The organism is Streptomyces sp. NPDC041068, from assembly GCF_040647455.1.
In the GTDB taxonomy this organism is placed as follows: domain Bacteria; phylum Actinomycetota; class Actinomycetes; order Streptomycetales; family Streptomycetaceae; genus Streptomyces.
This window is the reverse complement of record NZ_JBEZCG010000001.1, coordinates 215,623-242,324: the sequence shown is the minus strand read 5'-3', so window position 1 is coordinate 242,324 and position 26,702 is coordinate 215,623. Positions and strand designations below refer to the sequence as shown.

The following is a 26,702-nucleotide window of genomic DNA, read 5'->3' as shown; positions in this document are numbered from 1 at the left end:
CCCTCACCCCCGGCACCCGCACCTCCCACCCTCGACCCCAAGCTCGGCTGGGTCGAGATCGTGGGGGCCATCGGGTCCCTCGTGACTCTTCTGACCGCCGTCCTCTTCTACTTCGGCTGGGCCAGCACCGACGCCGAGGCCAAGGCGCTCGGGCTGCGGGACACCGTCTTTCACTTCTCCACCAGCGACTATCTGCTGCGCAGCGTCGACGCCCTCTACGTGCCCGCCTGGCTCGCGGCGGGTGTTGCCCTCGGCATGCTCGGGCTGCACCGCTGGACCACGAGCGAACCGGAACGCCTCGCCCGCGCCGTCCGCGTGCTCCGCTTCGCCTGGGCGGTGCCGCTCGTCCTCGTCCCCCTGTATCCGCTCGGACCATGGCTGTTCGACCTGTTGCTGCCGCTCACCGCGATCGCCGCCTTCTCGCTCAACGCGTACGCCCGCACCCGCGGACGCAGGGACCTGCGACTGTGGGGGCTCACCCTCTTCATCTGTGTTCTGTCGCTGTTCTGGGCCGTTTCCGCGTACGCGGAGATCGCCGGCCGCGGCCGCGCGGAACTCACCGAGCGGACCGTCCGCGCCGACTTCCCCTCCGTCGTCGTCTTCAGCAAGAAGGACCTCATGATCCGCGGCGGCGGCAGCTGCTACCGCCGGGTCACCGAGAAGGGAAGTCAGTACGCGTACGAGTACGCCGGACTGCGGCTCTTCCATGTCTCCGGAGACCGCGTCTTCCTCGTACCCCGCAACTGGTCGCCCGGGAACGGCACCCTCTACGTCCTCAAGGAGGGCGACGGGCAACGCGTCGATCTGCTCAGCGGAGCCGTTCACCGGGCGAGCGAGTGTCGGGGGTAGGACGGGGACGGCGTCGGTTACCGCGCCATCTCGTACGTCCCTGCCAGCGCCTCCACCCGCTCCCAGACACGCGCCGAGCGGGCCTCGTCGACGACCGGGCGGCGCACCGCACCCAGGGCCCAGCTCTGCTGCGCCTCGGTGGCGGAGTCCTTGCCGTGCAGTTCGACGGCGTGCGCGGAGAAGTCCCGTACGAGAACGGCGAAGAGCTCGTCGAGGACGTCCTCCTCAAGGCCGGTCAGACGCGCCTGCTCCAGGATCAGCTGGCCGTGGACCACCAGCGCGAAGAGCTGGCCGACGGCGAGGAGGAGGTCGAGGTCGCGGCTCTGCTTCTCGTCCGGGGCGGCCGTGGTGACGAACTCGCAGAGCGCGTCGGCCTGTTCGCGGAAGCGGGCGACGTTGGGCAGCTCGGCGAACGCGTCGAAGGCCGTGCGCCAGTCGTGGAAGCGGATGGCGCCGAGGCCCCTGGCCGGTCCCTGCCGGAAGAGGAAGTCGTCGTCGGCCGCGTCCAGGCGCGTGGGCACGGGCGCGTACTCGGCCGGGTTCAGCAGGTGGTTGCCCATGAACTTGAGGATCAGCGCGAGGTTGACGTGGACCGTGCCCTCGAGCTTCGGCAGGCCGCGGATCTCGACGGCCGCCTGCGCGAAGTAGTTGTCCTTCTCGAAGCCCTTGGCCGCGATGACGTCCCACATGAGGTCGATGACCTTCTCGCCCTCGGTGGTCACCTTCATCTTCGTCATGGGGTTGAAGAGGAGGTAACGGCGGTCGTCGGGCCCGGCGGAGCGGAAGTAGTCGACGGCGCGGTCGCTGAAGAGCTTCATCCCGACGAGGCGGACGTACGCGTCGGTCAACTCCCGCCGCACGTGCGGGAAGGCGGTGACGGGACGGCCGTACAGGATGCGGTTGTGCGCGTGCGTGACGGCCTCGTACATCGCGTGCTCGCAGATGCCGATCGAGGCGGTGCAGAGGTTGAACTTGCCTACGTTGACCGTGTTGAGGGCGGCGTCGAAGGCGGCGCGGCCGGTGTGCAGCACGTCGTCGGGAGCGACCGGATAGTTCTCCAGGCGGAACTCGCTCACGTACTTCGACGAGTCGACGACGTTCTTGACCAGGTGGTACGCCTCGTGGCGGCTGTCGGCGGCAAAGAAGACGTAGCCGTCGGGGCCCTCGACGTCGGTGCGGCGGCCGAAGACGGAGACCAGGCCCGCGGCGTTGCCGTTGCCGATGTAGTACTTCGAGCCGGTGGCGCGGAAGCCGCCGTTGCCGTCGGGCTCCAGGAGCATGTCGGTCGAGTAGATGTCGGCGCCGTGCGTCTTCTCGGACAGGCCGAATGCGAACACCTCGCCCTGGTCGAGGAGTTCGGCCGCGCGGGCGCGGGCCACGGCGTTGTCGCTCTGCCAGACCGGGCCGAGGCCCAGGATGGTGACCTGCCACGCGTACCAGTAGTCGAGGCCGTAGAAGCCGAAGATCTCGTTGAGTGCGGCGATGCGAGCGGTGTCCCAGCGCTTGTCCTCGGCACCTTCGGTACCGTCGGCCGCGGCGGACGGCGTGAGGAAGGTCGCGAACAGGCCCTCCTTGGCGGAGAAGGCGAGGAAGTCGGCCAGCCAGGCGCGGGAGCGGTAGTCCTCGATCAGCTTGCGCTTGCCGCGCGCCTCGAACCAGTCCACAGTCGCGCGCAGCAGCCTGCGGGTCTCGGGGTCGAAGTGCGTGGGGTCGTAGGTGGTCGGGTTGAACAGCAGAGGGTCGGCCATGGCGGTTCGCCTTTCCTGCTCGGGAGGTGGGTGGCAAGGGATGAGAATGAGGGGTGAAGGCTTCGGGTCCGGGTCAGCGCTCGGGAGCGAGCCGGTGGAGGGTGGCGATCACGTCGTCGAGCCAGGCGATCGTCATCCGTTCGTACGCGATGCCCCCGCGCAGCACGACGTGCTGGAGCTCCCGCCCGGCGTCGGGCGTCGCCCCGGGGATCTCGGCCTCGGGCCCGGTGAAGTCGCGCCGCTCCCCCGCGAGATAGTGCGCGAGCCGGTCGGCGTGTGCCTGCCGGTGCCGCTCCACCTCGCGGATCAGCGCGACCGGATCGTCGAAGGCCGCGCCGCGGATCTTGACGGCGAGCTCGTGCCGGACGCTCTCGGGTTCGATCGGCTCGTGCAGCCACCCGGAGAGGGCGGTCCTGCCGAGGGCGGCGACGGAGTACTCCTTCTTGTCCGGCCGGTCCTGCTGGACCACTTCACGGACGTCGATCCAGCCGTCGCCCTCCATGCGCTTGAGGACGCGGTAGATCTGCTGGTGCGTGGCGGCCCAGAAGTAGCCGATGGACCGGTCGAAGCGCCGGGCCAGCTCATAGCCGGAGCCCGGCTTCTCCAGCAGGGAGACGAGGATCGCGTGCTCGAGGGCCATGCCCGAATCCTTCTATGCAACTCGTTGCATAGACAAGCGGCACCGTCCAGGTGAGACGCGGCTCACCTGGACGTTCGCCGACTCGGCCCAAGGGCTCGGTGCTCAGCCCAAGGGCTCGGCGCCCGCGGGCACCTCGTAGATCTTTCCGTCGACACCCGAGCGGTACAGCTTGCCCGCCGAGAAGCCGCGGCCGCCCTGTCCGTAGGTGATCTGTGTGGAGAGATGCATCCCCGACTCGACCGCGCAGAGCTTCCCGCCCTCGACCCGCCAGATCTGGCCAGCCGCGTGCGTGGCGACGAGCGGGCGCCCGGCGCTGTCGAGGGTGATCCCGTCGGGGAGGGCGAGGACGTCGGAGGGCGCGACGGAGATCCAGCGCTCCGGGCGCGAGGGGTTGTCGACCGGGATCCGGTACAGCCCGGGGGCGACGGTGGTCTGGATGACGTAGACCTGCTTGCCGTCCGGGGAGACGGCGACTCCGTTCGGCTGCGGCACCTTCGCCCAGGCGGGGTCGACCCGGCCGTCCGGCGTGACGCGGCCGATGTTCCGGCCGCCCAGGGTCGTGGTGTAGACGGTGCCGTCGGGCGCGAGGGCGACGCCGTCGATGCCGCCGAGTCCCGAGGCGTACGTGGTGACCTTCCCGGATTCCGGGTCCACGAGCAGGAGCTTCGACGTGGGGTGGAAGTCGCCGGTGAGCGAGTGGGCGAGGTCGTTGCCGGTGCCGACGAGAAGGCGGCCGTCCTCGCGGACGACGACACCGCCGTTGGCGCCGATGTTCCCGGTGATCGCCACGGGCTCGCTGCCGGGTGCGTCGATCCGGTACACGCGACCCGTGACGTACGCGGTGGCGAACATCCGCCCCTGCTTGTCGACGGCCATCGACTCGACCCAGTCGGGGATGTGCGCCACTTGGGTCGGTGGTGCCGCCTCGGGGGCGTCACAGGTCGGTGCCGCGTGCGCGGGGGCGGCCATGAGCAGGCCCGCGGCCATGACCGCGCCCACGGCCGCCGCGATCGCGCGTCCCGGCCCGCGCAATGCGCCGTGGAGCGGCCGTCTCACCTTCGACTGCATCGGTCTCCTCCGTTTTCAGGTGTCGGACTCTCGTTGCAGTCTGCGCGGAGCGGGCCCCGTCGTGGACCGGATCACCAATTCCGGGTCGAAGAGGAGTTCACCGGTGGGTACGTCGCGTCCGCTGACCAACGACAGCACGCCGCGGCCCACTTCGAGCGCGAGCCGGTCGCCCGGCTGACGGACGGTCGTCAGCGGAGGATCGACGAACTCGGTGATCATGGAGCCGTCGTAGCCGACGACGGAGACGTCGTCGGGCACCGCGCAGCCCTGGCGGCGAATCCCGCGGATCGCGCCGAGAGCCATGTAGTCGCTGGCCGCGACGACGGCGGTGGCGCCGAGCCGCAACAGCGACTGCGCCGCCGCCTGACCGCCCTCGACCGAGTAGGACTGTCGAATCACCCAGCGCTCGGCGTCCTTGCTCCCCCGGCGCTCCATCGCGTCGAGGAAGCCGCGCACCCGCCGGTCGGCGGGGCGGTTGCCCAGGGGGCCCGAGGCCATGCCGATGGCACGGTGACCGAGCCGGTGGAGGTGGTCGACGGCCAGCTCGGCGGCCAGGGCGTCATCGGTGGAGTAGACGGGCGCCGGCACCTTGTCGGCGAACTCGCCGTTGACCCCGAGGTAGGGGATGCGGCGGGCGCGGAGCATCTCGTACGTCTCGGTGTCGGCGCCTTCGACCGTGTTGGAGGAGGAGAGGAACACCACCGCGGCAATGCCCTTGTCGACCATCGAGGCGATGAAGTCCCGTTCCTGCACACCGCCCGGGAAAGCGGGGCAGAGCACCGTCTTGAGGCCGTGCGGCGCGAGGAACGCCTCGATGCGCTCCGCGAGATCGGCGAAGAAGGGGTTGGAGACGTGCTCGGTGATCACCGCGACGAGCTGTCCCTCGACCGCGCGCTCGTAGCCGAGTTCCGCCATGGCCGCTTCGACCGCGTCCCTGGTCTTCTTGGCCACGCCCTGGCGGCGGTTGATGACCCGGCTGACCGTCGCCTCGCTCACTCCCGCACGGGCAGCGATCTCAACGATGCCGACCTTCATTCTCTCCCTTTCCCGTGACTTTCCCGTGACGGGTCACGCGGTCTTCGTCAGCAGAGCAAGCCCCGTCGTCGGGACCGGAACGCTGTGCAGGCCGGGTACGAGCGACATCTGGGTCCGCTCGATGATACGTCCGTCCGGACCGCGGACTTCGATCTCCGTCCGGGCACCCTCGTCCTGTACGTCCACGATCACACGGTCCTTGGCCGTCGCGTTGACCAGGACGGTCTCGCGGTGGGTGAAGGGCCGTACCGGAACGGCGCGTTCGTCGTGCACGGTCACCACGGCCACGTCGTCCGACTCGGAGCGCACCAGCGTGTAGAGGCCGTCGGGCCGGCCCGGCTCGACCGTGCCGTCGAGCAACTGCGGGCGCAGACGGCGCCATTGGGACAGCCAGAAGCGGACCGCGTCGGCCTGCTCCGCGGTGAGCGCGTCGAGTCGTACGGAGATCTGCGGCACCGCGTGCAGGGCGCCGATGAGTTGTCGCGCGGCCACCTCGACCGGGGCGAACGTGTCCCACAGCAGCGGGTCGGAGTGGACGGCGCCGCCGACAGCGAGCAGCGACGTGTCGATCGTGCGGACGCGGTTGGCGGTGGAGTCGGCCGGGCAGTCGAAGGACCTGAGCATGTTCCCGAAGGCCGCCATGCCCGGGCCGACGTAAGGCTGGCGCAACTCCAGGAGCAGGTCGGCGCGTTCGGCGAGCAGGGCGCCCCGCAGATCGGTGAGCAGCCGCATCAGGGCCTGTCCGACGTCACCCCGCCCGTCCCCGGCGTAGACCATGGCCTCGTTCAGGAAGTCGACCTTGAGGCCATCGAGTCCGTGGTCGCGGACCAGGCGCAGGCACGTGCGGACGACGTGGGCGCGGACCTCGGGTCGGCGGGGGTCGAGGACGTGCGCACCGGGCACGCCCGCGGCGGCGGGGGCGAAGGGGTCCCATGTCGTGTGGCAGTCCGCCCCCGGGCCCAGGAGCAGCGGCGCCACCCAGACCATGTAGCGCAGTCCCCCGCCGCGTACACGCGCGACATGGGCGGTGAAATCGGGGAACTTGGCGGTGTCGGGTGTCCAGTCCCCGACTCCGCCGTAGCCGCGGCCGCTGCCGTACCGCTGCCAGCCGTCGTCCACGATCAGGGTGCCGAAGCCCATGTCCGTGGCGAGTGCGGCCTGCCGCTCGACGTCGGCCGCGTCGATCCGCTGGTTGAAGGCGTACCAGGTGCAGTACAGGGGGAGCCGGGCGGCCTCGGGCACCGGCATGGGTTCCGGCATCGCGGCCTCGAACCAGCCGCGCAGCGCCCGTAGGGCCGAAGCCACGGACGGGCTGCGGGGCACGAAGAGCAGGCGGTGCGGCGTGGTGGACGCCGGGAGCCCCAGGTGCACCACATGGGTGTTGCTCTCCTCGGACACCCCGAAGCGCAGCGAGACCTCGGGGACCGGATCGGCCGCGGCGAAGGTGAGGAGCGTGGCGCCGGTGCTGTCGTAGAGGCAGCCCGCGGCGAGGCCGTCGACCAGGCTGACCTCGGAGCGCCCCGCCCAGTCGGCGACCAGGGTGCGGTTCCATCCGGCCTTGGGGTGCCAGTAGCCCGCGGCGTCACCGAGCGGGTTCGAGAGCCGGATCTCGACGGCAGCGCCGGGCGCATCGACCTCCAACATCCTGAGGCCGCCGGGGAGTTCGGTCAGGGTCCATGCGGGGTTCCCACCCGGGGCGAGCACCGCCACCCGCACCGTGTCGAGCAGGGGCTCGAAGGGGACCGGGGCCAGCTCGGCGGTGGTGACGGCCTCGGAGGACAGGATGCTCACGGTTACTCCTTGACGGCTCCGGCGAGCAGGCCGGAGACGAAGTGGCGTTGGAGGGCCAGGAAGACGAGCGCCATGGGCAGGGCGGCGACGGCGGTTCCGGTGAGGAGGGCGCCGTAGTCGGTGTCGTCAAGGCCCTGCAGGGAGGCGAGCGCGACGGGGATCGTGTACGAGGCGTTGTCGCGCAGGACGATCAGCGGCCAGACGAAGTCGTTCCACTGGAAGAGGAACAGGAAGATGGCGAGGGCGGCCAGGGCGGGTTTCATCGGCGGCAGCACGACGCGCAGGAAGAGGCGGAACTCACCGCAGCCGTCCATGCGCCCCGAGTCCAGGAGCACATCGGGCAGGGCGGCCATGGACTGGCGCATCAGGAAGATCCCGAAGGGCAGTGCGAGGTTGGGCATGATCACGGCTTGGTAGGTGTTGAGCCACTGCCACTGCGCCATCATCTGGAACAGCGGCACGAGAGTGACCTGGTTGGGGATGACCAGACCCAGCATGAGCAGGCCGAAGAGCCCGTCGCGGCCCTTGAAGCGGTACTTGGCGAAGGCGTAGCCGGCGAGTGTGCACACGAGACCGGCACAGAGGGTGTAGATCCCGGCGATGAGCAGGGAGTTGAGCACGACCTGCCCGAAGGACGCCGTCTCCTGGAGGGCGGAGAGGTTCTCCGTCAGGTGTCCGCCGGGAAGCAGCGGTGGCGGGGAGCCGAAGATCTCGGCGCTGCTGTGCGTGGAGGCGATGACGAGCCAGTAGAAGGGGACCAGGACGGCGGCGAGCACCACGGCGAGTCCGGACGTGAGCATGACGCTTCGCTTCATGTTTTGTCTCCAAGGACCCGGAACTGGATCAGGCCGAGCGCTCCGATGAGCACGGCGAGTACGTAGGCGATGGCCGAGGCGTAGCCGAAGTCGAAGTACGTGAAGGCGTTCTGGTACAGGTACACACCGATGGTGAGCGTGGCGTTGTCCGGTCCGCCGCGGGTGAGGACGTACGGCTCGTCGAAGATCTGCAGGGTGCCGATCGTGGAGAGCACCGTGGTGAGCAGGATCGCCGCCCGCAGCCCCGGCAGCGTGACGTGCCGGAAGGTCTTCCAGGCGCCCGCGCCGTCGACGGCGGCGGCGTCGTACAGCTCGCCGGGGACGGTCTGCAGCCTCGCGAGCAGGATGACGGCGTTGTAGCCGGTGTAGTGCCAGGTCAGGGCGAGGCCGAGGGAGATCTGCGCCCACAGGGGGTCGGTGAGCCAGGACACTTCACCGATGCCGATGAGCGAGAGCAGCCAATTGACCAGTCCGTACTGCTGGTTGAGGAGTACGGAGAAGATGACTCCGTAGGCGACGAGGCCGGTGACCATCGGCAGGAAGAAGCCGAGGCGGAAGACCGCGCGCGCCCGCAGGAGAGTGGAGTTGAGCGCGACGGCGAGCCCGGTGGCGAGTGCGAGCATCACCGGCACCTGGATCGCCAGGATGACGGCCGTGTTCTTCAGGGCGGTCCAGAAGAGCGGGTCGTCGGTCAGCCGGGCGTAGTTGTCGAGTCCTACGTAGGTGTCGACCCCGTCGATGGACTTGAAGAGGCTGAGGACGAAGGACCGGCCGATGGGGTAGAGCTTGAACACGGCGAAGAGGAGCACGGCGGGCAGGACGAACACGTACGGCGCGAGACGGCGTGCGCTCGGCCTCGGCCGTCGGCTCCGCCCTTTCGTCCGGGGGCCGCGGGGTTCGGACACCGCGCGTATCTGTGTGACGGGCAGGGTCATCGGGCCACCTTGCGTGCGGTCTGTGCGGCGAGTTGGTCGGCGGCCCTGCGCAGTTCGGTGGCCGGGTCGGCCCCTCGGAGCAGCACGCGGGTCTGTGCGTCGGTGACGGCCTTGAGCGCGCGGGCGTAGTCGGAGGTGTAGTTGAAGGCCGGGGAGTCGGCCTTGAGGGCCTCGAGGAAGACCTCGCCCTTCCTCCGACCGCCGAAGAACTCGGACGGTTCATGGAAAACAGGGTCCTCGTAGGCCTTCATCAGGGCCGGGGCGATGCCCTTGTTCTTGTAGATGCGCACCTGGGACCGGGGGCGGGTCAGGACGAACTCGACGAACTTCCAGGCCGCGGCCTGGTGACGGCTGGTGCCCGAGATCGCCAGGTGGGTGGAGTTCACGGTGGCGGCGTTGGTGCCGCCGCGCCGGACGGCGGGCGGCAGGCGTACGCCCCAGCGCCCGGCCTGGTCGGGAACGGCCTCCTCGATGACGTCGCCGAACCAGGTCGGCGAGGGCAGTACCGCCGCGGTGCCGTTCTTGATCGAGCCGATCAGGGCGTTCCAGCCGCCCGAGATGTCGTTCACCAGACCGGCATCGTTCATTCGCTTGATGAGCGTCATGGCTCTCACGGCCTCGGGCGAGTCGACCGTGATGTCTCCGTCGAGGTTGAAGTACATGGTGCCCTGGAGCTGGAGCAGCAGTTGGAAGAAGTTCGCCGAGTCCTGCTGCGAGGCGGGCTTGTCGATGCCGAGCAGGTACTTGCCGGTCTTCTTCTTGATCTTCAGCCCGGCCTCGAAGGCGTCGTCCCAGGTGTCGATCGCGTCCACGTCCACACCGGCGTCCTCGAAGACGTCGGAACGGTAGTAGAAGCCACCGGAGTTGGCCTCCCACGGCAGGGCGTCCACCCGCGAGCCGTCCAGGGAGACCGTCTGCCACAGGCCGTCCGCGAAGGCCGTGCGGTATTCGCCCGCGCCGAGTGCGCGCAGATCGGCGAGCTGTCCGGGGAAGCGGTCCGTGTACGCCGGCAGGTAGTCGACACCGATGTGCAGTACGTCCGCGAGACCCGCGCCGTCCGCCGCCATCGAGGTGGTGATCTTGTCCCAGATGGCCGGATTGCCGATGTCCTGGACCGTGACCCCGATGCCCGGGTGCCGCTTGGTGAACTGCGGTACCAGAGCCCGCATTTCGGCGGCAGGTCCCGCCCAGCTCCAGACCGTGATGTCGCCTTTGGCGGGGTCCCCGAGCGCTCCGGCCCGCGCGCCGGACGAGCAGCCGGTGAGCCCTGCGAGGCCGGCGCCCGCGACGAGAGCCCCGCCGACTCCCAGAATTCTGCGACGACTTGTTCCCATGCGCCCCCACCTCTGCCCGCGGCTCGATGCCGCTCCCTCCCCAACGGAGGTGCGACGCAGGGAAGTTAGCAATGAGCCAAATCCACTTGCAACACTTCGCTGAAAACTTTCCGACCGATCTTCTTTCTTCTCTTGCACATGTCTTGAAAGGGAGTTGGACGGGCGGCTAGCTTCCAGCCGTCCCGTCCTCCACCCCTCAGGAGCGAGTCAGCTATGAGACGCCCCCGCCCCGCACGCCTCGCGACCCTCGCCGCACTCGCCGTCCTCGTCCCGCTGACACCCCTGACCCTGGGGGATCCGGCCACGGCCGCACCGGCAACACCTGCGGCATCTGCGGCACCCGCAGCACCCGCAGCACCGACCGCACCTTCTGCACCGACGCCGCTCGGCATCGAGAACCCCGGCTTCGAGCAGGGAACCGCCGGCTGGACCTTCACCACCGGCACCGGAGTGGCCACCAACCAGCCCCACGGCGGCGCGAAGCTGGCCTACCTCGACGAGGGGGAAGGGAAGAAGGTCTCGCAGAAGATCACGGCTCCCCGCGACGGCACGTACGACTTCTCCGCGTGGATCGCCACCGGGGGCACGGGCGGCAGGTTCGTCGCTCGCGTGAACGGCAGGACGGCCGGGTCCGTGACGCTGCCCGCCCGTCCCACCTATGCCCGCCACACCCTCAGCCGGATCGCGCTGAAGAGCGGCGACGAGCTGGAGCTCGCCTTCGAGTCGGGCGGCGGCTGGGTCAACGCCGACGACCTCATGGTCTCGCCCTCCGCTCCCGCCGACCCCGTGGTCACGTCGTCCGACCCGAAGATCGTCGAGATGTTCGGCTGGTCGAAGCGCAAGGCCAACAGCTGGGTGCAGCAGCCCGGCACGGTCGGCCCCCTCGACGTCGACGAGCGCAACCCCGCCGGGACCGGGACCGGTGTCTACGCCCCCTCCTACTGGGCCGGTTACGCCCATCGCAGCGGCTACTACGCGCGCGACATGGCCCACCAGGTCGGCGGCGCCTCGGTCCTCGGCCTGGGCGAAGCGAACAAGGCCATGCTCCGTACGTTCGCCTCCACCTCGACCGAGGAGCACGCCTACTACCCGGTGTGGGCGGTCAACTTCGACAACAGGACGCCGCTGTCCATCGACTACCACAGCCCCACGTCCTTCGTCCGCGAGGTGCCCGCCCCCTTCGAACTGGTCCAGAAGGCGAACGAGGCGTACCGCTGGAGCGGGGACCGCGCCTACGTCGACGACGACACCCTCTGGGACTTCTACCGTCACGCGACGAAGGAGTTCATCGAGCGACACGACGGCGCAAGGCCCAACGGCGTGGCGGAGGGCACGGGCAAGGGCATCTTCGCCGGCGCCGCAAGCTACAACGAGGCGAGCGACGAACCGCTCGCCGAGGCGGGTGACGCCATCGGGTCCCAGTACCAGGCCTTCCGGGCGATGTCCGCGCTGGCCGGGAGCAAGGGCGACGCTGCGCTGGCCAAGACGTACTCGAAGAAGGCCGACGAGCTCGAGGAGTACTTCAACTCCACCTGGAGCGGCTCCGGTTCGGGAGCCTCGATGGTCCGCGCGTACACCACCGACGGCAAGCCGCTCACCGGCTGGGGCAAGGAGAACAGCTGGTTCATGCCCATGAAGCAGATCATGACGCCCGGCCCGCGCACGGACGCCTATCTGGACTACGTCGACGAGCAGGCCGGTGGCAGCGGGAAGCCCGCGAACATCGAGGCGATCTCCTACCTCCCCGACACCTTCTTCGCGTACGAGCGCAACGACGCCGCCTGGAAGTGGATGCAGTACGTCTACGACAAGCGCGACGACCAGCACCCCGTCGGCAAGCAGGGCCCCAACGGCGACTACCCCGAGGTCTCCTACACCCTGCTCGGCCAGACGGTCGAAGGCCTCATGGGAGTCGAGCCCGACGCCCCTGCCACGTCCCTCAGCACCCGTTCCCGTATGCCGTCCGGCATGGAGTGGCTGCGGATCGAGGACCTGAGGATCGGCGGCAACACGTTCACGCTGCGCCACGACGGGGCGCGCAGGTCGACCCTCACGAACGACGCAGGCCCCGACCGCTACACGTGGGAGGCGCGCTTCCCGGGCAAGCACTCCACGATCGAGGTCGACGGGAAGGCCCGGCCGGCGAAGACCAAGGAGGTCAACGGGAAGACCTACAGCTATGTGAAGGTCCCCGTCGCCCCCGGCCGGACCGTCACCGCGGCGATCGCGTCCTGACGCACGGCGGGCCCTGACAGGTGGCGGGCCCGACCGGGCGGCGGGCCCAGCGGCTCAACCTCCCCTCAGGAGAGCCTCTCCACGTGCACGAGCACCGAGTGCTCCGGATGCATGCCCGGCACCTGCAGGCCCACCCGCGCAAGGACCGATCCCGGTATGTCGATGCCCTCCTCGCGCCACCAGGCGGGCGGCGAGAAACCGCTCGGCGGGGAGCCCACCACCAGCGGACGCACCCGATAGCGGCGCTCCTCGTCGAGGCCCTTCAGGCGGGCGTGGGGCGGCGCCGCGGGCTCGCACCAGGTGAGGGCGGCGATCTCGTACAGGCCCTGCGAGCGGTCCTTCGCGACGACTCCGTGCGTCTGGATGCCGTGACCGGGGTCGGGGCCGCGCCACATGGTGCCGGTGTGGAGCAGCTCACGGTGTTCCTTGTACAGGGCGATCCACTGGGCCAGTTCGGCGCGTTCCTCGGGCGTGGTGGAGGTGAGGTCCCACTCGACTCCCAGGTGGCCGAAGAGCGCCGTGGCCCCGCGGAAGGAGAGGTCGTGCCGGCGGCCCGTGGTGTGCGAGCGCGGAGAGGCGATGTGGGAGCCCATCAGCTCGGTCGGCAGCAGTTGGCCCGACCAGCGCAGCAGGCGCTGGCGCTCCAGCGGGTCGCTCACGTCGGACACCCAGACGCGGTCGGTGAGTTCGAGGATGCCCAGGTCGACGCGGCCGCCGCCCGCCGCGCAGCTCTCGATCTCCAGCGCCGGGTGGGCGGCCTTGATCTCTTCGAGCATCCGGTACAGGGCCAGGGTCTGCCGGTGCTCGGCGGGGCGGCCGCCGTGCGGCTGGAGGCCCGCCTCCACGTGGTCGCGGTTGTGGTCCCACTTGATCGCACCGACCGGGTACGCGTCGAGGATCGCCAGGATCTGGGAAAGGACGGCCTGGTAGCAGTCGGGCAGGGACAGGTTCAGCACGTGCTGGGCGCGCTGCTCGACGGGGAGTTGGCGGCGCGCCGCCATGATCCACTCGGGGTGCGCGCGGGCCAGGTCGGAGTCGAGGTTGACCATCTCGGGCTCCATCCAGAGGCCGAACTCCATGCCGTGCTTCCGCACGGCGTCCACCAGGGGGTGGAGTCCGTCGGGCCAGGCATCGGCGGAGACCGTCCAGTCCCCCAGCCCCGCACGCTCGTGGCGACGGCCGCCGAACCAGCCGTCGTCGAGGACGAAGCGCTCGACGCCGATCTCGGCCGCCAGGTCGACCAGTTGGAGGAGCCGCTCGTGGTCGTGTGCGAAGTACACGGCCTCCCAGGTGTTGAGGGTGACCGGGCGTCTTGGTGAGACGTGGTGGGGCCGTCCGCGCAGGTGGTCGTGGAACCGGTGCGCGACGCGGTCAAGGCCCTCTCCGTAGGCGGCGTAGAGCCAAGGTCCTTGGTATTCCTCGCCGTTGGCGAGGCGTATCTCCCCGGGAAGCAGGAGTTCACCGCCGCCGAGCAGCCGGATCCCGCTGCTGTCGTGTTCGGCCAGGTGCCGGTGGTTGCCGCTCCACGCCACGTGGACGGCCCACGTCTCGCCTCGCGCGAAGTCGCTGCCGGCCTCCGTGGCATGCAGGACGTACGCGGAGTCGAGTCCGGTGCGGCCGCGCCGGTTCTCCCTGAGGTGGGTGCCGACGGCGAACTCCTGGCGCTGCGCCCGCCGTTCCATGCCCCATCGGCCCGTGAAGTCCACGAGCTCGGTGGCGTACGCGGGTACGGGCAGGCAGAGGGACAGCTGGTCGAGCTCGAACTCGGCCCCCTCGTTGCGGAGTCGGCCGCGCGTCCGTACCAGACCGGACTCCAGCATCTCCAGGGTGAGAAGCAGTCGGATACGGCTCTCGGGGTCGACGGCCGTCGCCTCGACCACCGCCGCGCCCGCCTCGGCGAAGCCCCGGACGTCGCCGCCGTCCAGGGTCACGGCGCTCAGGGTGAACGCGGGGGAGAAGTTCCGGCCCCGCCGGGAGCCGAGCAGGCCGGGGCGCCCCATCCAGCCGGTCCACGGCTCGGGGACGACGGAGGTGGGCCGGGCGTCCAGCTCACCCGACAGACGGCCGATCCCGTCACCGGCCAGACATGCGGCTCGTGCCGCTTCGGCGTCCAGCGGCCCGAGGTCGGCACCCCAGTGCCGGACCATCGGGAGCCGGTCGGGCGTGAACTCGAGGAGGAGCGAACATCCGGCGCGGCGCAGATGCACCACGGCGGGCGCCACGGGGGTCACAGGCGTCGTGGCAGTCACTTCGGTCACGGTTCTCCCTCACGTTGCGGCTCTTGGTCCGTGGTGGATCCTTCGCAGGCTCCGCCCCGCCCAACCCCGGCACGTCCCCCGGATTACTCGTTGACGGAAAGGTCTGAACGACAGTTCACTTCTTGCTCTGAATGGTGGTTCACTTCTTCCATGGCCTACCGCAAGACCCCCACCGAAGTGCGTCGCCTTGCGGCGGCCCGCGAGCGTCTCGTCGACAGCGCGACCGCCGTCGTCGCCGAAGTGGGCTGGACCCAGGCGTCCGTGACCGCCGTCGCCGACTCGGCGGGGATCGCGGCCGGCTCGGTGTACCAGCACTTCCCGTCCAAGGCGGCGCTCGCCGTCGAGGTGTTCCGGCGGGCCGCGGGGCGCGAGGTCGACGTACTCGGCGAGGTGCTGCACCACCCCGACGGATCGCCGGTCGAGCGGCTCGCCCGCGGCGTCGAGGTCTTCGCCCGCCGCGCCCTGGAGAACCGCGGGCTGGCCTACGCCCTGCTCGCCGCACCGGCGGAACCGGCCGTCGGGGCCGAGCGGCTCGACTTCCGCCGCCGCTACCGCGCGCTGTTCACCGACGTGCTCCACGAAGGCATGGCCGCCGGGCTGCTGCCCGCGCAGAACGGCGAGATCACCGCGGCCGCCCTCACCGGCGCCATCGGCGAGGTCCTCGTCGATCCGCTGGGCGCCCACGACGAGAACGACGTCGACGAGCTCCTGGCCGAGCTCGTCGCCATGGCGCTGCGCTGTGCGGGCGCCCCGCCCGAGACGCCGCCGCAGACGCCGCCCGATACCCCGCGCGCATGACCCGGCGCGCCCTTCCCCGACCCGCCCCTTCAGGAGGAGGCTCCATGTCCCCCACCGCGACCCATGAAGTGACCAACCAGGCCCCGCCGTTGACCGGCCACGACATCGCCGACGACCCGGTCCTGCTGGAGGGCGTACGCCGCGAGGGCGCCGACTGGTACCTCGACGACCTGCACCGGATCGGGCGCCGCGCGGGCAGCGAGGAGGTGCAGCGCTGGGCCGACGAGGCCAACCGCCACGAGCCGGAGCTGCGCACCCACGACCGCTACGGCAACCGCGTCGACGAGGTCGACTTCCACCCCGCCTACCACTCCTTGATGGAGATCGCGGTCGGCGAGGGGCTCGCCGGCAGCGCCTGGGCCGACGAGCGGCCGGGCGCCCATGTGGCGCGCGCCGCCGGGTTCATGGTGTGGAGCAGCACCGAGGCCGGGCACGGGTGTCCCGTCTCGATGACGTACGCGGTGGTCCCCGCCCTGCGGCACGCCCCCGACCTCGCCAAGACGTACGAGCCGCTGCTCACCAGCCGGGTCTACGAGCCCGGTCTGCGCACCCCCGCCGGCAAGCGCGGGCTGCTCGCCGGGATGGGGATGACGGAGAAGCAGGGCGGCACCGACGTCCGCGCCAACACCACCGTCGCCACGGAACAGGCCGACGGCACCTGGCGGTTGAGGGGCCACAAGTGGTTCACCAGCGCGCCGATGAACGACCTCTTCCTCGTGCTCGCGCAGGCGCCCGGCGGGCTCTCCTGCTTCCTGGTGCCCCGCGTACTGCCCGACGGGAGCCGCAACACCTTCCGCATCCAGCGCCTCAAGGACAAGCTCGGCAACCGCTCCAACGCCAGCAGCGAGCCCGAGTTCGACGACACCGTGGCCTGGCCGGTGGGCCCCGAGGGCAAGGGCGTACGGACCATCATCGAGATGGTGACCATGACGCGCCTGGACTGCGTGCTCGGCTCCGCGGCGGGCACCCGTGCCGCGCTCGCGCAGGCCGCCCACCACGTGCGGCACCGCGCGGTCTTCGGCGCCAAGCTCATCGACCAGCCGCTGATGCGGAACGTGATCGCCGACCTCGCCGTGGAGTCCGAGGCCGCCACGACGCTCGCCCTGCGCATGGCGGGGGCCGCCGACCGGGCGCAACGGGGCGACGACGGGGAGCGCGCGTTCCTGCGCCTTGCCACGGCCGTCGGCAAGTACTGGGTGTGCAAGCGCCAGCCCGCCGCGGTCGCCGAGGCCCTGGAGTGCCTCGGCGGCAACGGATACGACGAGGCATCAGGCATGCCGCGCCTGTACCGCGAGGCCCCGTTGAACGGCATCTGGGAGGGCTCGGGGAACGTCAACGCCCTCGACATGCTCCGCGCCCTGGCCCGCGAACCCGCTTCCCTCGATGCCTTCCGTACGGAGATCGAGGCGGCGGCCGGGGCCGACCGGCGCCTCGACGACGCATGGCGGGACCTCCAGGGCGAGCTCGTCCTCACCGAGGACGCGCCGCTGCGCGCCCGCCGCGTCATCGAGCGGGCCGCGCTGGTCCTGCAGGGCTCACTGCTCGTGCGGCACGCCCCGGCCGCCGTCGCCGACGCGTTCTGCGCCTCGCGCCTGGCCGGGGACCGCGGCCTCGCCTTCGGCACGCTGTCCGCCGGGACCGACTTCGCGGGGCTTCTGGGGCGGCTGCCCTGCTGAGGTGACGCGACGCAGGAGGGCGGTTGCGCGCTTCGGGCCGCCCGGTCGGTGCGGGCCGCCGGGGCCGTCCCGGCCGTCGGGACCGTCGGGCGGGAGGACGAAGCCGACCTCGGCTCCCCCGCCGTCGGCACCGGTGGCGAACACGGTGCCGCCGTCGGCCGTGACGATGTCGTGCACGATGGCGAGACCGAGGCCGGAGCCCGGGGTGGCCTGGGTGCGCGAGCCCCGGTAGAAGCGGTCGAAGACGGCGTCGCGCTCGCCCGGTTCGATGCCGGGGCCCCGGTCGCGCACGGACAGCCTGCGGCCGTCGACGCGCACGGTGACCGGCGTGCCGTCGGGGCTGAACTTCACCGCGTTGCTCAGCAGGTTGTCGACGCAGCGCTGCACCGCGCGGGGCCGCCCCCGCACGGGAATCGGCTGCTCCGCGGTGACGGAGATCGTGCGGCCGGTCCGGGTGCGGTGGCGGTGCGCGGTGTCCTCGGCGAGGGTCACCAGGTCGACGCGGTCCTGCTCCTCGTCGGTGTAGCGGTCGGTGGCCAGGTCGACGAGTTCGCGTACGAGATCGTCGAGGGCCGCCGTCTCGGTGACCAGGGTGGTGAGGATCTGCTCCTCGTCCTTGGGGTCGAGTCTGCCGCGGGCCCGCTGCAGGAGTTCGGCGCTGCCCCGCACCGAGGTCAGCGGGGTGCGCAGCTCGTGGCTCGCGTCCTGGACGAGTCGCTGCTGCTGTGCGCGCGAGCGGCGCAGCGCCGTGAGCATCGCCTCGAAGCTGCCCGTCAGTCGGCCGATCTCGTCGGATCCCGCGGGCGGCAGCGCGGTGGACAGGTCCCGGGTGGTGGTGATGTGTCCGGTGGCGCGGACCAGCTGACGGACGGGCCGCAGGATCCGCCCGAGGACGAACCAACTCAGGAGGGCGGAGAGGGCGACGGCGGCCGCGGTGGTCCACGAGATGCGCCACAGGAACGCGTCGTCGACGCGCGCGGCGCCCTCGTAGCTCTGCCCGACCATGACCGCTCCCCCGCCGGGCAGCGGCCGGGTCAGGGTGCCGTACTCGGTCCCGGAGACGACGACGTCCGCGCGGCTCTCGCCCTGGCCCGTCCGCGCCACCCGCAGGGCCGTCGCCGACACCGGCAGTTCGGGGCCGCCGGGGGTCAGCCGCCGCACGGCCCCTTCCTCGGAGACGACCTGTTCGGTCATGTCCTTCGTGGGCTGCGGGGTCAGATCGGCGGCGAGCAGGGTGACGACCGTGTCCGTGCGGTCGTCGAGGCCGCGGTCGAGTTCGTCGGCGACCAGGTCACTGACGCCGCGGTAGGACATGGCGGCCGCCAGGGCGATGGCGAGCGCGGCGGCCGCGACGACGACGGCCGTGATCTTCGTACGGAGCATCACGCGGCCCGGACGGTGTAGCCGACGCTGCGCACGGTGTGGATCAGCCGGGTCTCGCCGTTCTGTTCGGTCTTCTGGCGGAGATAGCCGATGTAGACGTCCAGGGACCGGGAGGTGGTGTCGAAGTCGAAGCCCCAGATGCGCTCGTACATCTGGGACCGGGTGAGGACCGTGCCCGGGTGGCACAGGAGCAGTTCGAGGACGTCGAACTCGGTCTTGGTCAGGTCCAGTTCACGGGCGCCACGGAACGCCTGCCGCGCCCCGGGGTCCAGGGCGAGGTCCGCGACGGCCAGGACGCCGCTGTCCTCGGCGGGTTCGGTGCGCCGCAGCAACGCGCGTATGCGGGCGAAGAGTTCCTCGGTCGCGAACGGCTTGGCCAGGTAGTCGTCGGCGCCCGCGTCCAGGCCCGCGACCCGGTCGCCGATCTCGTGGCGTGCCGTCAGGACCAGGATGGGCATGCGGTCGCCGCGCCTGCGCAGCATCCGGCACAGGCCGAGGCCGTCGAGGCCCGGCATGACCACGTCCACCACCGCCAGGTCGGGCCGCTCCTGTTCGAGGAGGCCAAGGGCCTCCAGGCCGTCGGCGGCCGTGAGCACCCGATAGCCCTCGAAGCGCAGCAACTGGTCCAGGGTGCTGCGCACACCCGGATCGTCCTCGACGACCAACACCGTCCTGCGGTGCCCCGTTTCCTCAGTCATGTGATCATTTTCGCCGGTGGTGGACGCGGTCACGGCACCGGCCCGTCAGCTGTGCGCGGCAGCGCGCACGGGCGCCACGGCGATCGGGGGCAGGGCACGCAGGCAGGAGGTGTCGCCCGGGGTGCCGGTGCGCAGGAAGCGGGTGGCGACACCGGTGACGCAGCCGCTCTGCTCCCACTCGGGCACGTGCCCGGTGTTGCGCACCGAGAAGAACCGGCTGTCACGGAACGCCTTGGCCGCCTTCTTCCCGTTGGCGTCGGGCGTGTTGGCGTCGAGGTCACCGGAGAGCACGAGGACCGGCACGTCCGGCAGCTTCAGCTTCGTGGGCTGCGGGTCAGGGGTGTTCTCGCGCGGCCAGCCGATGCAGACGTCACCGCCGTCCGTGGGCCCCTCGTTGAAGCCCTTGGCGCTGAACGCCCCGTGCTCGCCGGGGGCCGCGGACTTCAGCGCGGCGCGGTACTGGCGCCACCGCTCCTTCCGCGGCGCGTCCTTCTTCCAGGCCTTGCGGTAGTCGTTGCAGACGACCGCGACGTACGGCGCCTGGTCCTCCTCGCTGCCCGTGGCGCCGTCTTCCTGGATCAGCGTCCGCAGCGGCGCGGCGTCGCCCTTGACGAAGCGGTTCAGGGCGCGGGGCAGGTCACCGAGGAGGGAGCGCCCGGCCGGGTCCATGCCGACTTCGCGACTTGCGGCCTCGAACAGGAGGTTGGCCAACTTACCCTCGGTGAACCGCACTTGATACGTGCCGTAATCGGTGGTGATCGGCACCGTCATCGGCCGGGCCCGCAGCCCGGCCGCCGTGGTGGCCAGGTCCTTGACGGCCTGCTTCCCGTCGCACGCGGCCTTCGCGGAGCGCTCGCAGACCCGGCGCAGGGACAGCGAGACGGCCTGGGCGCTGGGCCGCACCAGCGGGTCGAAGCCGTGCGGGTAGGCGCCGGACAGCACGATCGACCGCACGCGCTCCGGGTGGCGCGCGGCGTACACCGGCATCAGGTACGTGCCGTACGACAGCCCGTACAGGGAGAGTTGGGGCGCGCCGATCTCGGCCCGGATCGCGTCGATGTCGTCGGCGGTGGCCGCGGTGGTGTACGCGGCGGCCTTCGGCCCGAGGTTCTCGGCGCACCGCTCGACGGCGGCCCGCTGCTGGGCCCGCGTGCCGAAGCGGTACTCGGCGTCGGTGACGCCGCAGGGGATCCGCTCGGAGCGCCCGGTGCCGCGCGGGTCGACGAGGAGCAGGTCGTGGTCCTTCAGAAGGCCGGCCATGGCGTGGGCGAAGACTTCGGCGCGGTCGATCGCGACCTCGCCGGGGCCGCCGGGGTTGACGGCGACCGCGCCTTTGGCGGGCCCCGGCGCGCTGTGCCGTACGACCGCGTAGCTCACCTCGGTCGTGCCGAGCGCCGGCTTCCCTGCGACCAACGGGCGGTCCACCGTGCCGCAGTCGACGCGGTGTCCGGGCACCGTCACCGTCGCGCACCACTCCGGTGCCACGGGGCCGTGGTCGGGCGCGGCCGCTGCCGCCGTCGGCAGTGCCGATGCCAGCAGCGCGATCATGCCCACGGCCAGCCCCGCGCGCTTCGCCGTCCTCTTGTGCGTCATGCCCACTCCTTCGTCTCTCAGGTGCGAGTACGACTTTGGCGGGCGCTTTTCACAAGCTCGGCAGAGCAACGGCAAAGGTACGTAAGAAAGGAAAGAGAAGGAAAGAGGCGGTGGTGCGGCGGCGGGGAAGCGGTGATGCGTTCGGGTGACTTGCTCAAGTGACTAAGTCGCTATGATGCGCGCATGGCTCATGTGACCGCGGCGGAGCGCCGCCCCCAGTTGATCGAAGCGGCCATCGTCCTCATGAGCAGGGAGGGCGTGGCCGCCGGAAGCACCCGCGCCATCGCCGCGGAGCTCGGCGTCGCCCAGGCGACGGTCCACTACACCTTCGGCACGAAGGAGGACCTGTACCGGGCCGTCATGGAGCAGCTGACCCAGGATCTGGTCAGGCAGGTCGAGGAATCGGCACCCATGGAAGCCGGCTTCGAGGAGACGCTGGCCGCCATGACCGTCGCCCTGTGGCGCACGGTGCGCGACCAGCCTGCCTCGCACCAGCTCCTCACCGAGCTGAGCATGCTGGCGCTGCGGACGCCGAAGCTGCGCGAGGTCGCGGACAGCCACTACCGGGAGGTGGTGACGGTGACGGAGCGGCTGGTGAGCGAGGCGGCCGAGCGCACGGGGCACGAGCTCGCCGTGCCCGCGTCGACCGTGGCCTGGTTCTTCCTCGCGTCCTTCGAGGGGCTCACCCTGCAGCACCTGACCCTGCCCGACGACGAAGCCGAACTGCACGGGCTGCGGGCGCTGGTGGCGGGCGTCATGGCCCTGGCGAGCGGCACGTCGAGTCCCGTACCGCTGCCGAAGATCTGATGTCCTGGACCATGCGAAGGCCCCCGCACCTGCTGTGTGCGGGGGCCTTCGCGCTGTATGCGGGGTCCTTCCCGTCGCTCAGCCCGTCCAGACGTCCTCGACGTACGTGCCCGACTCGACGAGGGCGGACATCCAGGCTGCGGCTTCCTCGTCGCCCGCGCCCGTGTGCTCGCGGTAGACGGTCATGAAGGCCCCGCGCACGGCCGGGGCCATGCGGCGGCCGTCGCCGCAGACGCGGATCACTCCGCCTGACTCCAGGACGTCCCAGATCTCCGCGCTCTCGCGGGCGATGCGGTCCTGTACGTAGCGCACGCCGTCCTCGGGAGCCCGGGAGAAGGCGGGGCGCATGCTGACGGCGCCGGCCGCCTCGGCGCGCTCGAACTCCTCGCGGTGGAGGTAGTCGACGTCCGGGTGGTCGCAGCCGAAGTAGCACAGCAGCGTGGTGGTGGAGCCGTTGTGCCGGCGGTCGAGGACGGCTCCGCGGAAGGGCGCGAGGCCGGTGCCCGCGGCGACGAGTACGGCCGGGGTCGCGTGGCCCTCGGGCAGACGGAATGCCTCACCGCACGGCAGGACCCTGGCCTGGACGCTGTCCCCGGCCCGCAGGCCCTGGACGTAGTGCGAGGCGATGCCCTCGAAGGTGCCGGCTCCGGCGCGGCGGGGCGCGGCGAGCAGCGACACCATCAACTCCACCTCGCCGGGCGCCGTCTGCGCGGAGGACGAGATCGAGTAGTGGCGCGGGCGCAGGACCGGCAGCGTCTCCAGGAAGCGCTCGAACGGCAGCGCGCAGGAGCGATGGTCCTCCAGCAGGTCCAGGACACTGCGCCCGGCGACGGTGACCTGCTCGCGGAACGTCTCCGCGTCCGCGGCGGCGAGTGCGGCCAGGGGCTTCTTCTCGGGCGGGCAGGCGGTGTGCTCGGCGAGGAGGGCGACGTGCTCCGGGGCCGCCGGATGCTGGAGTTCCACGAAGTCGGTGAGCAGGCGGCGCAAGGTCAGCGGCCGGTCGACGGGGAGGGCGCCCCGGCTGCGGCGGCGGGCGCGCAGGCGGACCGTGCGGTCGAGGTCCAGGCCGAACCGGTCTGCGGCCCGTCGGACGAGCGCCTCGGGATTGCGCGGCAGGACGGCCAGGTGGTCGCCCGTGCGGTAGGTGACGCCGTCCGGCAGCCGCAGCTTGAGGTAGCGCTTGGAGCGGCCCAACTCGTGCTCCATGTCGACGAGTTCGTACGCGTCGACGACCTCCATGGGCTGTACGCCGTGCCGCGCGGCGAGTTCACCGGTCACGGAGTCGGCGACGTCGCAGAGCTCGTACAGGGCCTGGCCGTCCGGCGCCCGGTCGTTCTGCGGCTCGGGACGCGCGGAGTCCGTGTTCCCTTCGGCGGCCTCGCCGTACCGGTCGATCAGGGCCGTCCACAGGTCGGCGCTCCAGCGGTCCACGGTCCCCGCGAAGTCTCCGGAGGCGTCCGCGGCACCGCGCTCCAGGAGGGGGGTGGCCCCGGCCGCACGGAGCCGGTCGTCGATGAGGGTCGGGACGCGCTGGTAGGTGGCGGCCCAGTTGCGGTCGCCGATGCCGAGTACGGCGTACCGGAGTCCGTCGAGCGAGCCGGGCTCCAGGTCGTCGAGTCCGGTGACGAAGCGGACGGCGTCGTCGGTGGGACGGCCGCTGTAGGAGGCGGCCACGATCACCAGGGGGCCTTCGACGTCGGCGAGCGCGCCTGCCCGTTCGTCGAGGGGGGCGACCGCGGTGGTGAACCCGTGCGTGTCCCCGTCGGCGGCCAGGTCGCGGGCGATGCCCGCGCAGGTGCCCAGGTTGGAGCCGTGCAGGACTGTCAGTGCGGTCGCGGTCACGCTTGCGGTCGCGGCGGCGGTGGCTCGGCGGGCGGCGGGTCCGCCCCGGTCGATGAGCGCGGGCGCATTGCTCATGTCGGCGGGCAGGCGGCGCTCCTCGCACGTGCGACGGGCGAGCTTCAGCGTAAGACCGCCGGGCTTGATGGTGAGCGACTGCTGGATCTTCAGCTGGTAGTCGTCATGGTCGATCAGGCGGTAGCGGTGGACCAGCAGACCGAGGAGCAGGGTGGCCTCGTGCAGCGCGAACTGCCGTCCGATACAGGCGCGTTCACCGCTGCCGAAGGGCTTGAAGAGGTGGACGGGGCGGGCCGCATCGCGCTCGGGCGTGAACCGGTCGGGGTCGAACAGCTCGACGTTGTCGCCCCAGGCGGGGTCGCGGTGCAGGGCCGGTGTGAGCACCATCAGCGTCTCCCCCTTGGAGACCGGATAGGTGCCGCCGATGACGGTGTCCTCGATCGGCTCGACGGCGAAGGCGGGCGCGGTCGGCCACAACCGCAGGCTTTCGTTGAGCACTTGGCGGATGTACGTCAGCTTGCCGATGTCCCCGTAGTCGGGCGCGGGCGCGTCCGTGTCGCCCCACAGCGCGTCGACCTCGGCCTGGGCGCGGGCCAGCACCTCGGGGTGCTTGGTCAGGTAGTACAGCGCGAAGGACAGGGCTCCGCTGGTGGTCTCGTGCCCCGCGATGAGGAACGTGATCACTTGATTTCGGATGTTCACGTCGCCCAGCGGCTCGCCGGTCGCGTCGCGGGTGTGCAGCATGCGGCCCAGCAGGTCGTCGGCGCTGGTGTCGCCGGACGCCCTGCGCCGTCTGATCACCTCGTCGACCAGGTCCGACATGAGTGCGGCGTCCGCGCGGAACTGCTCGGCCTGCTTCCACTTGAAGAGCTCCGTGCCCGGGATCGACTCGCTCTTGGCCTGCGTGAAGGCGAGCGCCCGCCCCATCGCGTCCACGAAGGGGTGCGCCTCGTCGCGCCGGAAGGACTCGAAGTCGTACCCGAATCCGCACAGCCCGATGGTGTCGAAGGTCAGCCGGGTCATGTCCTCGGGTACGTCCACCGGGCCGCCGCCGACGGCCCGGTCCCACTTGGCGATCAGAGACCGGGCGACCGTGAGCATGGTGTCGTGGTAGCCGCGCATCGCGCCCAGCGAGAACGCCGGCATCAAGATGTCGTGCGCCTTCTGCCAGTTGGCCTCGTGGTGGAAGGCGGTGAAGAGGCCGTCCCCCGCGATCTGCCGGATCTCGACCAGGTCCTGGTGCACGTTCTTGCGGAACCGGGTCTCGTCCGCGAGCTCGGCCACCAGGTCGAGGCCGCCCACGACCACGGACTCGGTGCCGAAGACGCGGACCCGGTACACCGGGCCCAACTCCTTGACCTCCTTCATCAGATGGACGAGGCCATCGGCGCCCTTCGGGATGCCCAGGGCGTGCCCGATCAGAGGGAGCGCCGGGCGCTCGGGAATCGCCGTGATCGTGGACGCGTGAGTCATGAGCCCGCCTTTCGTGCTGCACCAGCAGTCGCTTGTCCAGTACGTTATCGCCCGACATTGTCGAGTGACAATGTCGGATGATTGTGTCGATCGACACGGCCATACGACTCAACCCAGCGAGCGTCGGGCGCGTCGCTCACCCCAGTCGAGGAGTTCCGGTCGGTCCGTAGCGGTACGCGCAGGGCGAGCACCCCATGGCGCGTCCGGAACGGGTGGAGAAAGTACAGCGGGTCCCGGTACCCGACCTGCCGGGCGACCTCACCCACCGGCAGCGACGAGAGCCGCAGCAGCCGGCACGCCACGGTGTCTCGCTGTCTGGATCTCCGTCGACGACTGCGACGCCGCGAACGGCGCGCTGTCCGTCGTCCCCGGCTCGCACATCATGGAGGTGGTGTGCCCCGAACAGACCGACGGACAGGCGTCGTTCACCACGGGCCTGGTGCGCCCACCGGCGGGCATGGCAACCGTGCAGACGGTGATGCGTCCGGGCGACGCCTTGTTCTTCCACGGAAGCCTGGTGCACGGCTCGCTCCCCCACACCACGCGGGACCGCTTCCGCAGGTCGCTCATCTTCCACTACGTCCCGCAGACCTCCGTGGAAGTCGCCCAGTGGTACCTCCCGTCGGTCGCGCCGGACGGCTCCGACGTGCGCGTCCCCGCGGCGGCGGGCGGAGGGCCGTGCGGCGAGGGCTGGAGGGAGTCCGCGCACTGAGAGCCCACGGCCCGCTTCAGGGTTCCTGCCGCCATCCGGTGCTGTCGGGGCACGTCGTGGAAGAGCTCCCGTACGCGAAACGGAGGAAGTGCTTCAGCGCGGGCGTAAAGGTGTTGAAGTCGTGCACGCCGGGGCCCGAGCAGTACAGGTGCGGGACGCTCTTCTGCTTGAGGGTCGTATGGAACGCGTTGTTCCAGACGTACGGATCCTCCCCCCGCCCCGCGTAGAGCGCCAACCGGCCGTCATAGGACCGATAGGTGGCAGGGCTGTTCTCGGCGACCTGGGCGGGGTTGAAGGAGGACCAGGTGGACTGCGGACCGAAGACCAGCTCGGTGCGCTGCAACGCGTTGGGATTCCCGGGGCACAGATACTTCCAGTAGTTCCCGGCATCGCTCCCGGAACCGTGCCACCAGAAGCGGGCTCCGTAGGTGGTGGTGCCGTTGTTCACGATCTCCTGATGGTCGGCGCGACGAAGGTCGGCGCCTCCGGAGAATGCGCCGACAGCGCTGAAGAGATCGGGGTGTTGAGCGGCGTACTTCAGCGCCCCGTAGCCCCCCATGGACACGCCGGCCACGGCCCGCTGCCCGGAGGTGGCGAAGTGGGCGTCGACCCACGGCACCAACTGCTTGACGTGGTAGGTCTCCCAGAGCGGGGCGAAGTTGCCGTACGTGTAGCCGTGCCAGTCGGAGTAGAAGCCGACCTTGCCGCCCTCGGGCATCACCACGATGCCCTTGAACCCTGCCTCGGCGACGCTCCGGGTGATGTTGCCCCCGCCGCTCGACCACTGCTCGTAGTCCGCGGCGCCACCGTGCAGCAAGTACAGCACGGGGTAACTGACCGACGGGTCATAGCCCGCGGGTAGAAGGACGCGCACCCGCACCGGTTTCCGCACCGGGTCGATCTGCGGCGCGCCCGGCCCACGCGGCGTGAACAGCGCACCACTGGTGAACTCCGCCTCACAGAGCAGCCCGTCGGGCGAAGCCTTCCAGTACTGCAT

General features: G+C 70.8%; 19 protein-coding genes and 1 pseudogene. 6 read left to right on the top strand and 14 right to left on the bottom strand.

Translation table 11 applies throughout. The features are described 5' to 3' along the window. Positions 1–81: 81 nt before the first annotated feature. Entirely contained in the window at positions 82–849 is a 768-nt protein-coding gene (locus tag AB0B50_RS00800; RefSeq protein WP_362323488.1) for a hypothetical protein, read from the top strand. Between the two features lie 17 nt (positions 850–866). Here AB0B50_RS00800 and AB0B50_RS00795 read toward each other — a convergent pair whose 3' ends face one another. From AB0B50_RS00795 to AB0B50_RS00760, 8 genes are all read right to left on the bottom strand, one after another. After that, entirely contained in the window at positions 867–2,597 is a 1,731-nt protein-coding gene (locus AB0B50_RS00795; RefSeq protein ID WP_362323485.1) for an acyl-CoA dehydrogenase family protein, read from the bottom strand. Between the two features lie 73 nt (positions 2,598–2,670). Next, positions 2,671–3,237, bottom strand: a complete 567-nt coding sequence (locus AB0B50_RS00790) for a PadR family transcriptional regulator (RefSeq protein WP_362323482.1) — start codon at positions 3,235–3,237, stop codon at positions 2,671–2,673. 102 nt (positions 3,238–3,339) lie between these two features. After that, positions 3,340–4,305, bottom strand: coding sequence for an SMP-30/gluconolactonase/LRE family protein (locus tag AB0B50_RS00785; protein WP_362323479.1), 966 nt, complete (start codon positions 4,303–4,305; stop codon positions 3,340–3,342). Between the two features lie 15 nt (positions 4,306–4,320). Then, positions 4,321–5,340, bottom strand: a complete 1,020-nt coding sequence (locus tag AB0B50_RS00780; RefSeq protein ID WP_362323476.1) for a LacI family DNA-binding transcriptional regulator — start codon at positions 5,338–5,340, stop codon at positions 4,321–4,323. Between the two features lie 33 nt (positions 5,341–5,373). After that, a complete protein-coding gene (locus AB0B50_RS00775) occupies positions 5,374–7,131 on the bottom strand; it encodes a glycoside hydrolase family 36 protein (RefSeq protein ID WP_362323473.1) in 1,758 nt (585 codons plus the stop codon). 2 nt (positions 7,132–7,133) lie between these two features. After that, complete coding sequence (locus AB0B50_RS00770; protein WP_362323471.1) at positions 7,134–7,946, bottom strand: carbohydrate ABC transporter permease; 813 nt, start codon at positions 7,944–7,946, stop codon at positions 7,134–7,136. Continuing rightward, complete coding sequence (locus tag AB0B50_RS00765) at positions 7,943–8,881, bottom strand: sugar ABC transporter permease (protein ID WP_362323468.1); 939 nt, start codon at positions 8,879–8,881, stop codon at positions 7,943–7,945. Before AB0B50_RS00765 ends, AB0B50_RS00770 begins: the two co-directional genes overlap by 4 nt. Next, entirely contained in the window at positions 8,878–10,215 is a 1,338-nt protein-coding gene (locus AB0B50_RS00760) for a sugar ABC transporter substrate-binding protein (RefSeq protein ID WP_362323465.1), read from the bottom strand. Before AB0B50_RS00760 ends, AB0B50_RS00765 begins: the two co-directional genes overlap by 4 nt. Positions 10,216–10,428: 213 nt before the next feature. Here AB0B50_RS00760 and AB0B50_RS00755 point away from each other — a divergent pair, with 213 nt between their 5' ends. Next, a complete protein-coding gene (locus AB0B50_RS00755; RefSeq protein WP_362323462.1) occupies positions 10,429–12,450 on the top strand; it encodes a hypothetical protein in 2,022 nt (673 codons plus the stop codon). A gap of 65 nt (positions 12,451–12,515) precedes the next feature. On the opposite strand, the gene AB0B50_RS00750 is transcribed toward AB0B50_RS00755, so the two are convergent. Further along, complete coding sequence (locus AB0B50_RS00750) at positions 12,516–14,708, bottom strand: alpha-galactosidase (protein ID WP_362323459.1); 2,193 nt, start codon at positions 14,706–14,708, stop codon at positions 12,516–12,518. A gap of 150 nt (positions 14,709–14,858) precedes the next feature. On the opposite strand from AB0B50_RS00750, the gene AB0B50_RS00745 reads away from it, so the two are divergent. Next, positions 14,859–15,506 (top strand): TetR/AcrR family transcriptional regulator, encoded by a 648-nt coding sequence (locus tag AB0B50_RS00745; RefSeq protein ID WP_362323456.1) that lies wholly within the window; start codon positions 14,859–14,861, stop codon positions 15,504–15,506. Positions 15,507–15,550: 44 nt separating this feature from the next. After that, a complete protein-coding gene (locus tag AB0B50_RS00740) occupies positions 15,551–17,182 on the top strand; it encodes an acyl-CoA dehydrogenase family protein (protein ID WP_362323453.1) in 1,632 nt (543 codons plus the stop codon). 99 nt (positions 17,183–17,281) lie between these two features. Here AB0B50_RS00740 and AB0B50_RS00735 read toward each other — a convergent pair. From AB0B50_RS00735 to AB0B50_RS00725, 3 genes and pseudogenes are all read right to left on the bottom strand, one after another. After that, positions 17,282–18,187, bottom strand: a pseudogene (locus AB0B50_RS00735) (HAMP domain-containing sensor histidine kinase); the annotation flags it as partial. 377 nt (positions 18,188–18,564) lie between these two features. Beyond that, positions 18,565–19,263 carry a response regulator transcription factor gene (locus AB0B50_RS00730; RefSeq protein WP_362323450.1) on the bottom strand — a complete coding sequence of 233 codons (699 nt, stop codon included), beginning with the start codon at positions 19,261–19,263 and terminating at the stop codon, positions 18,565–18,567. A 45-nt stretch (positions 19,264–19,308) separates the two neighbouring features. Continuing rightward, positions 19,309–20,856 (bottom strand): alpha/beta fold hydrolase, encoded by a 1,548-nt coding sequence (locus AB0B50_RS00725; protein ID WP_362323447.1) that lies wholly within the window; start codon positions 20,854–20,856, stop codon positions 19,309–19,311. Positions 20,857–21,039: 183 nt separating this feature from the next. On the opposite strand from AB0B50_RS00725, the gene AB0B50_RS00720 reads away from it, so the two are divergent. Next, complete coding sequence (locus tag AB0B50_RS00720) at positions 21,040–21,663, top strand: TetR/AcrR family transcriptional regulator (RefSeq protein WP_362323444.1); 624 nt, start codon at positions 21,040–21,042, stop codon at positions 21,661–21,663. Between the two features lie 78 nt (positions 21,664–21,741). On the opposite strand, the gene AB0B50_RS00715 is transcribed toward AB0B50_RS00720, so the two are convergent. Further along, on the bottom strand, positions 21,742–24,993 hold the full coding sequence (locus tag AB0B50_RS00715) for a cytochrome P450 (protein WP_362323441.1): 3,252 nt from the start codon (positions 24,991–24,993) through the stop codon (positions 21,742–21,744). Here AB0B50_RS00715 and AB0B50_RS00710 point away from each other — a divergent pair. Further along, entirely contained in the window at positions 24,992–25,705 is a 714-nt protein-coding gene (locus tag AB0B50_RS00710; protein WP_362323438.1) for a phytanoyl-CoA dioxygenase family protein, read from the top strand. The genes AB0B50_RS00715 and AB0B50_RS00710 overlap by 2 nt on opposite strands. A 16-nt stretch (positions 25,706–25,721) precedes the next feature. Here AB0B50_RS00710 and AB0B50_RS00705 read toward each other — a convergent pair whose 3' ends face one another. Further along, a complete protein-coding gene (locus tag AB0B50_RS00705) occupies positions 25,722–26,702 on the bottom strand; it encodes an alpha/beta hydrolase-fold protein (RefSeq protein ID WP_362323434.1) in 981 nt (326 codons plus the stop codon).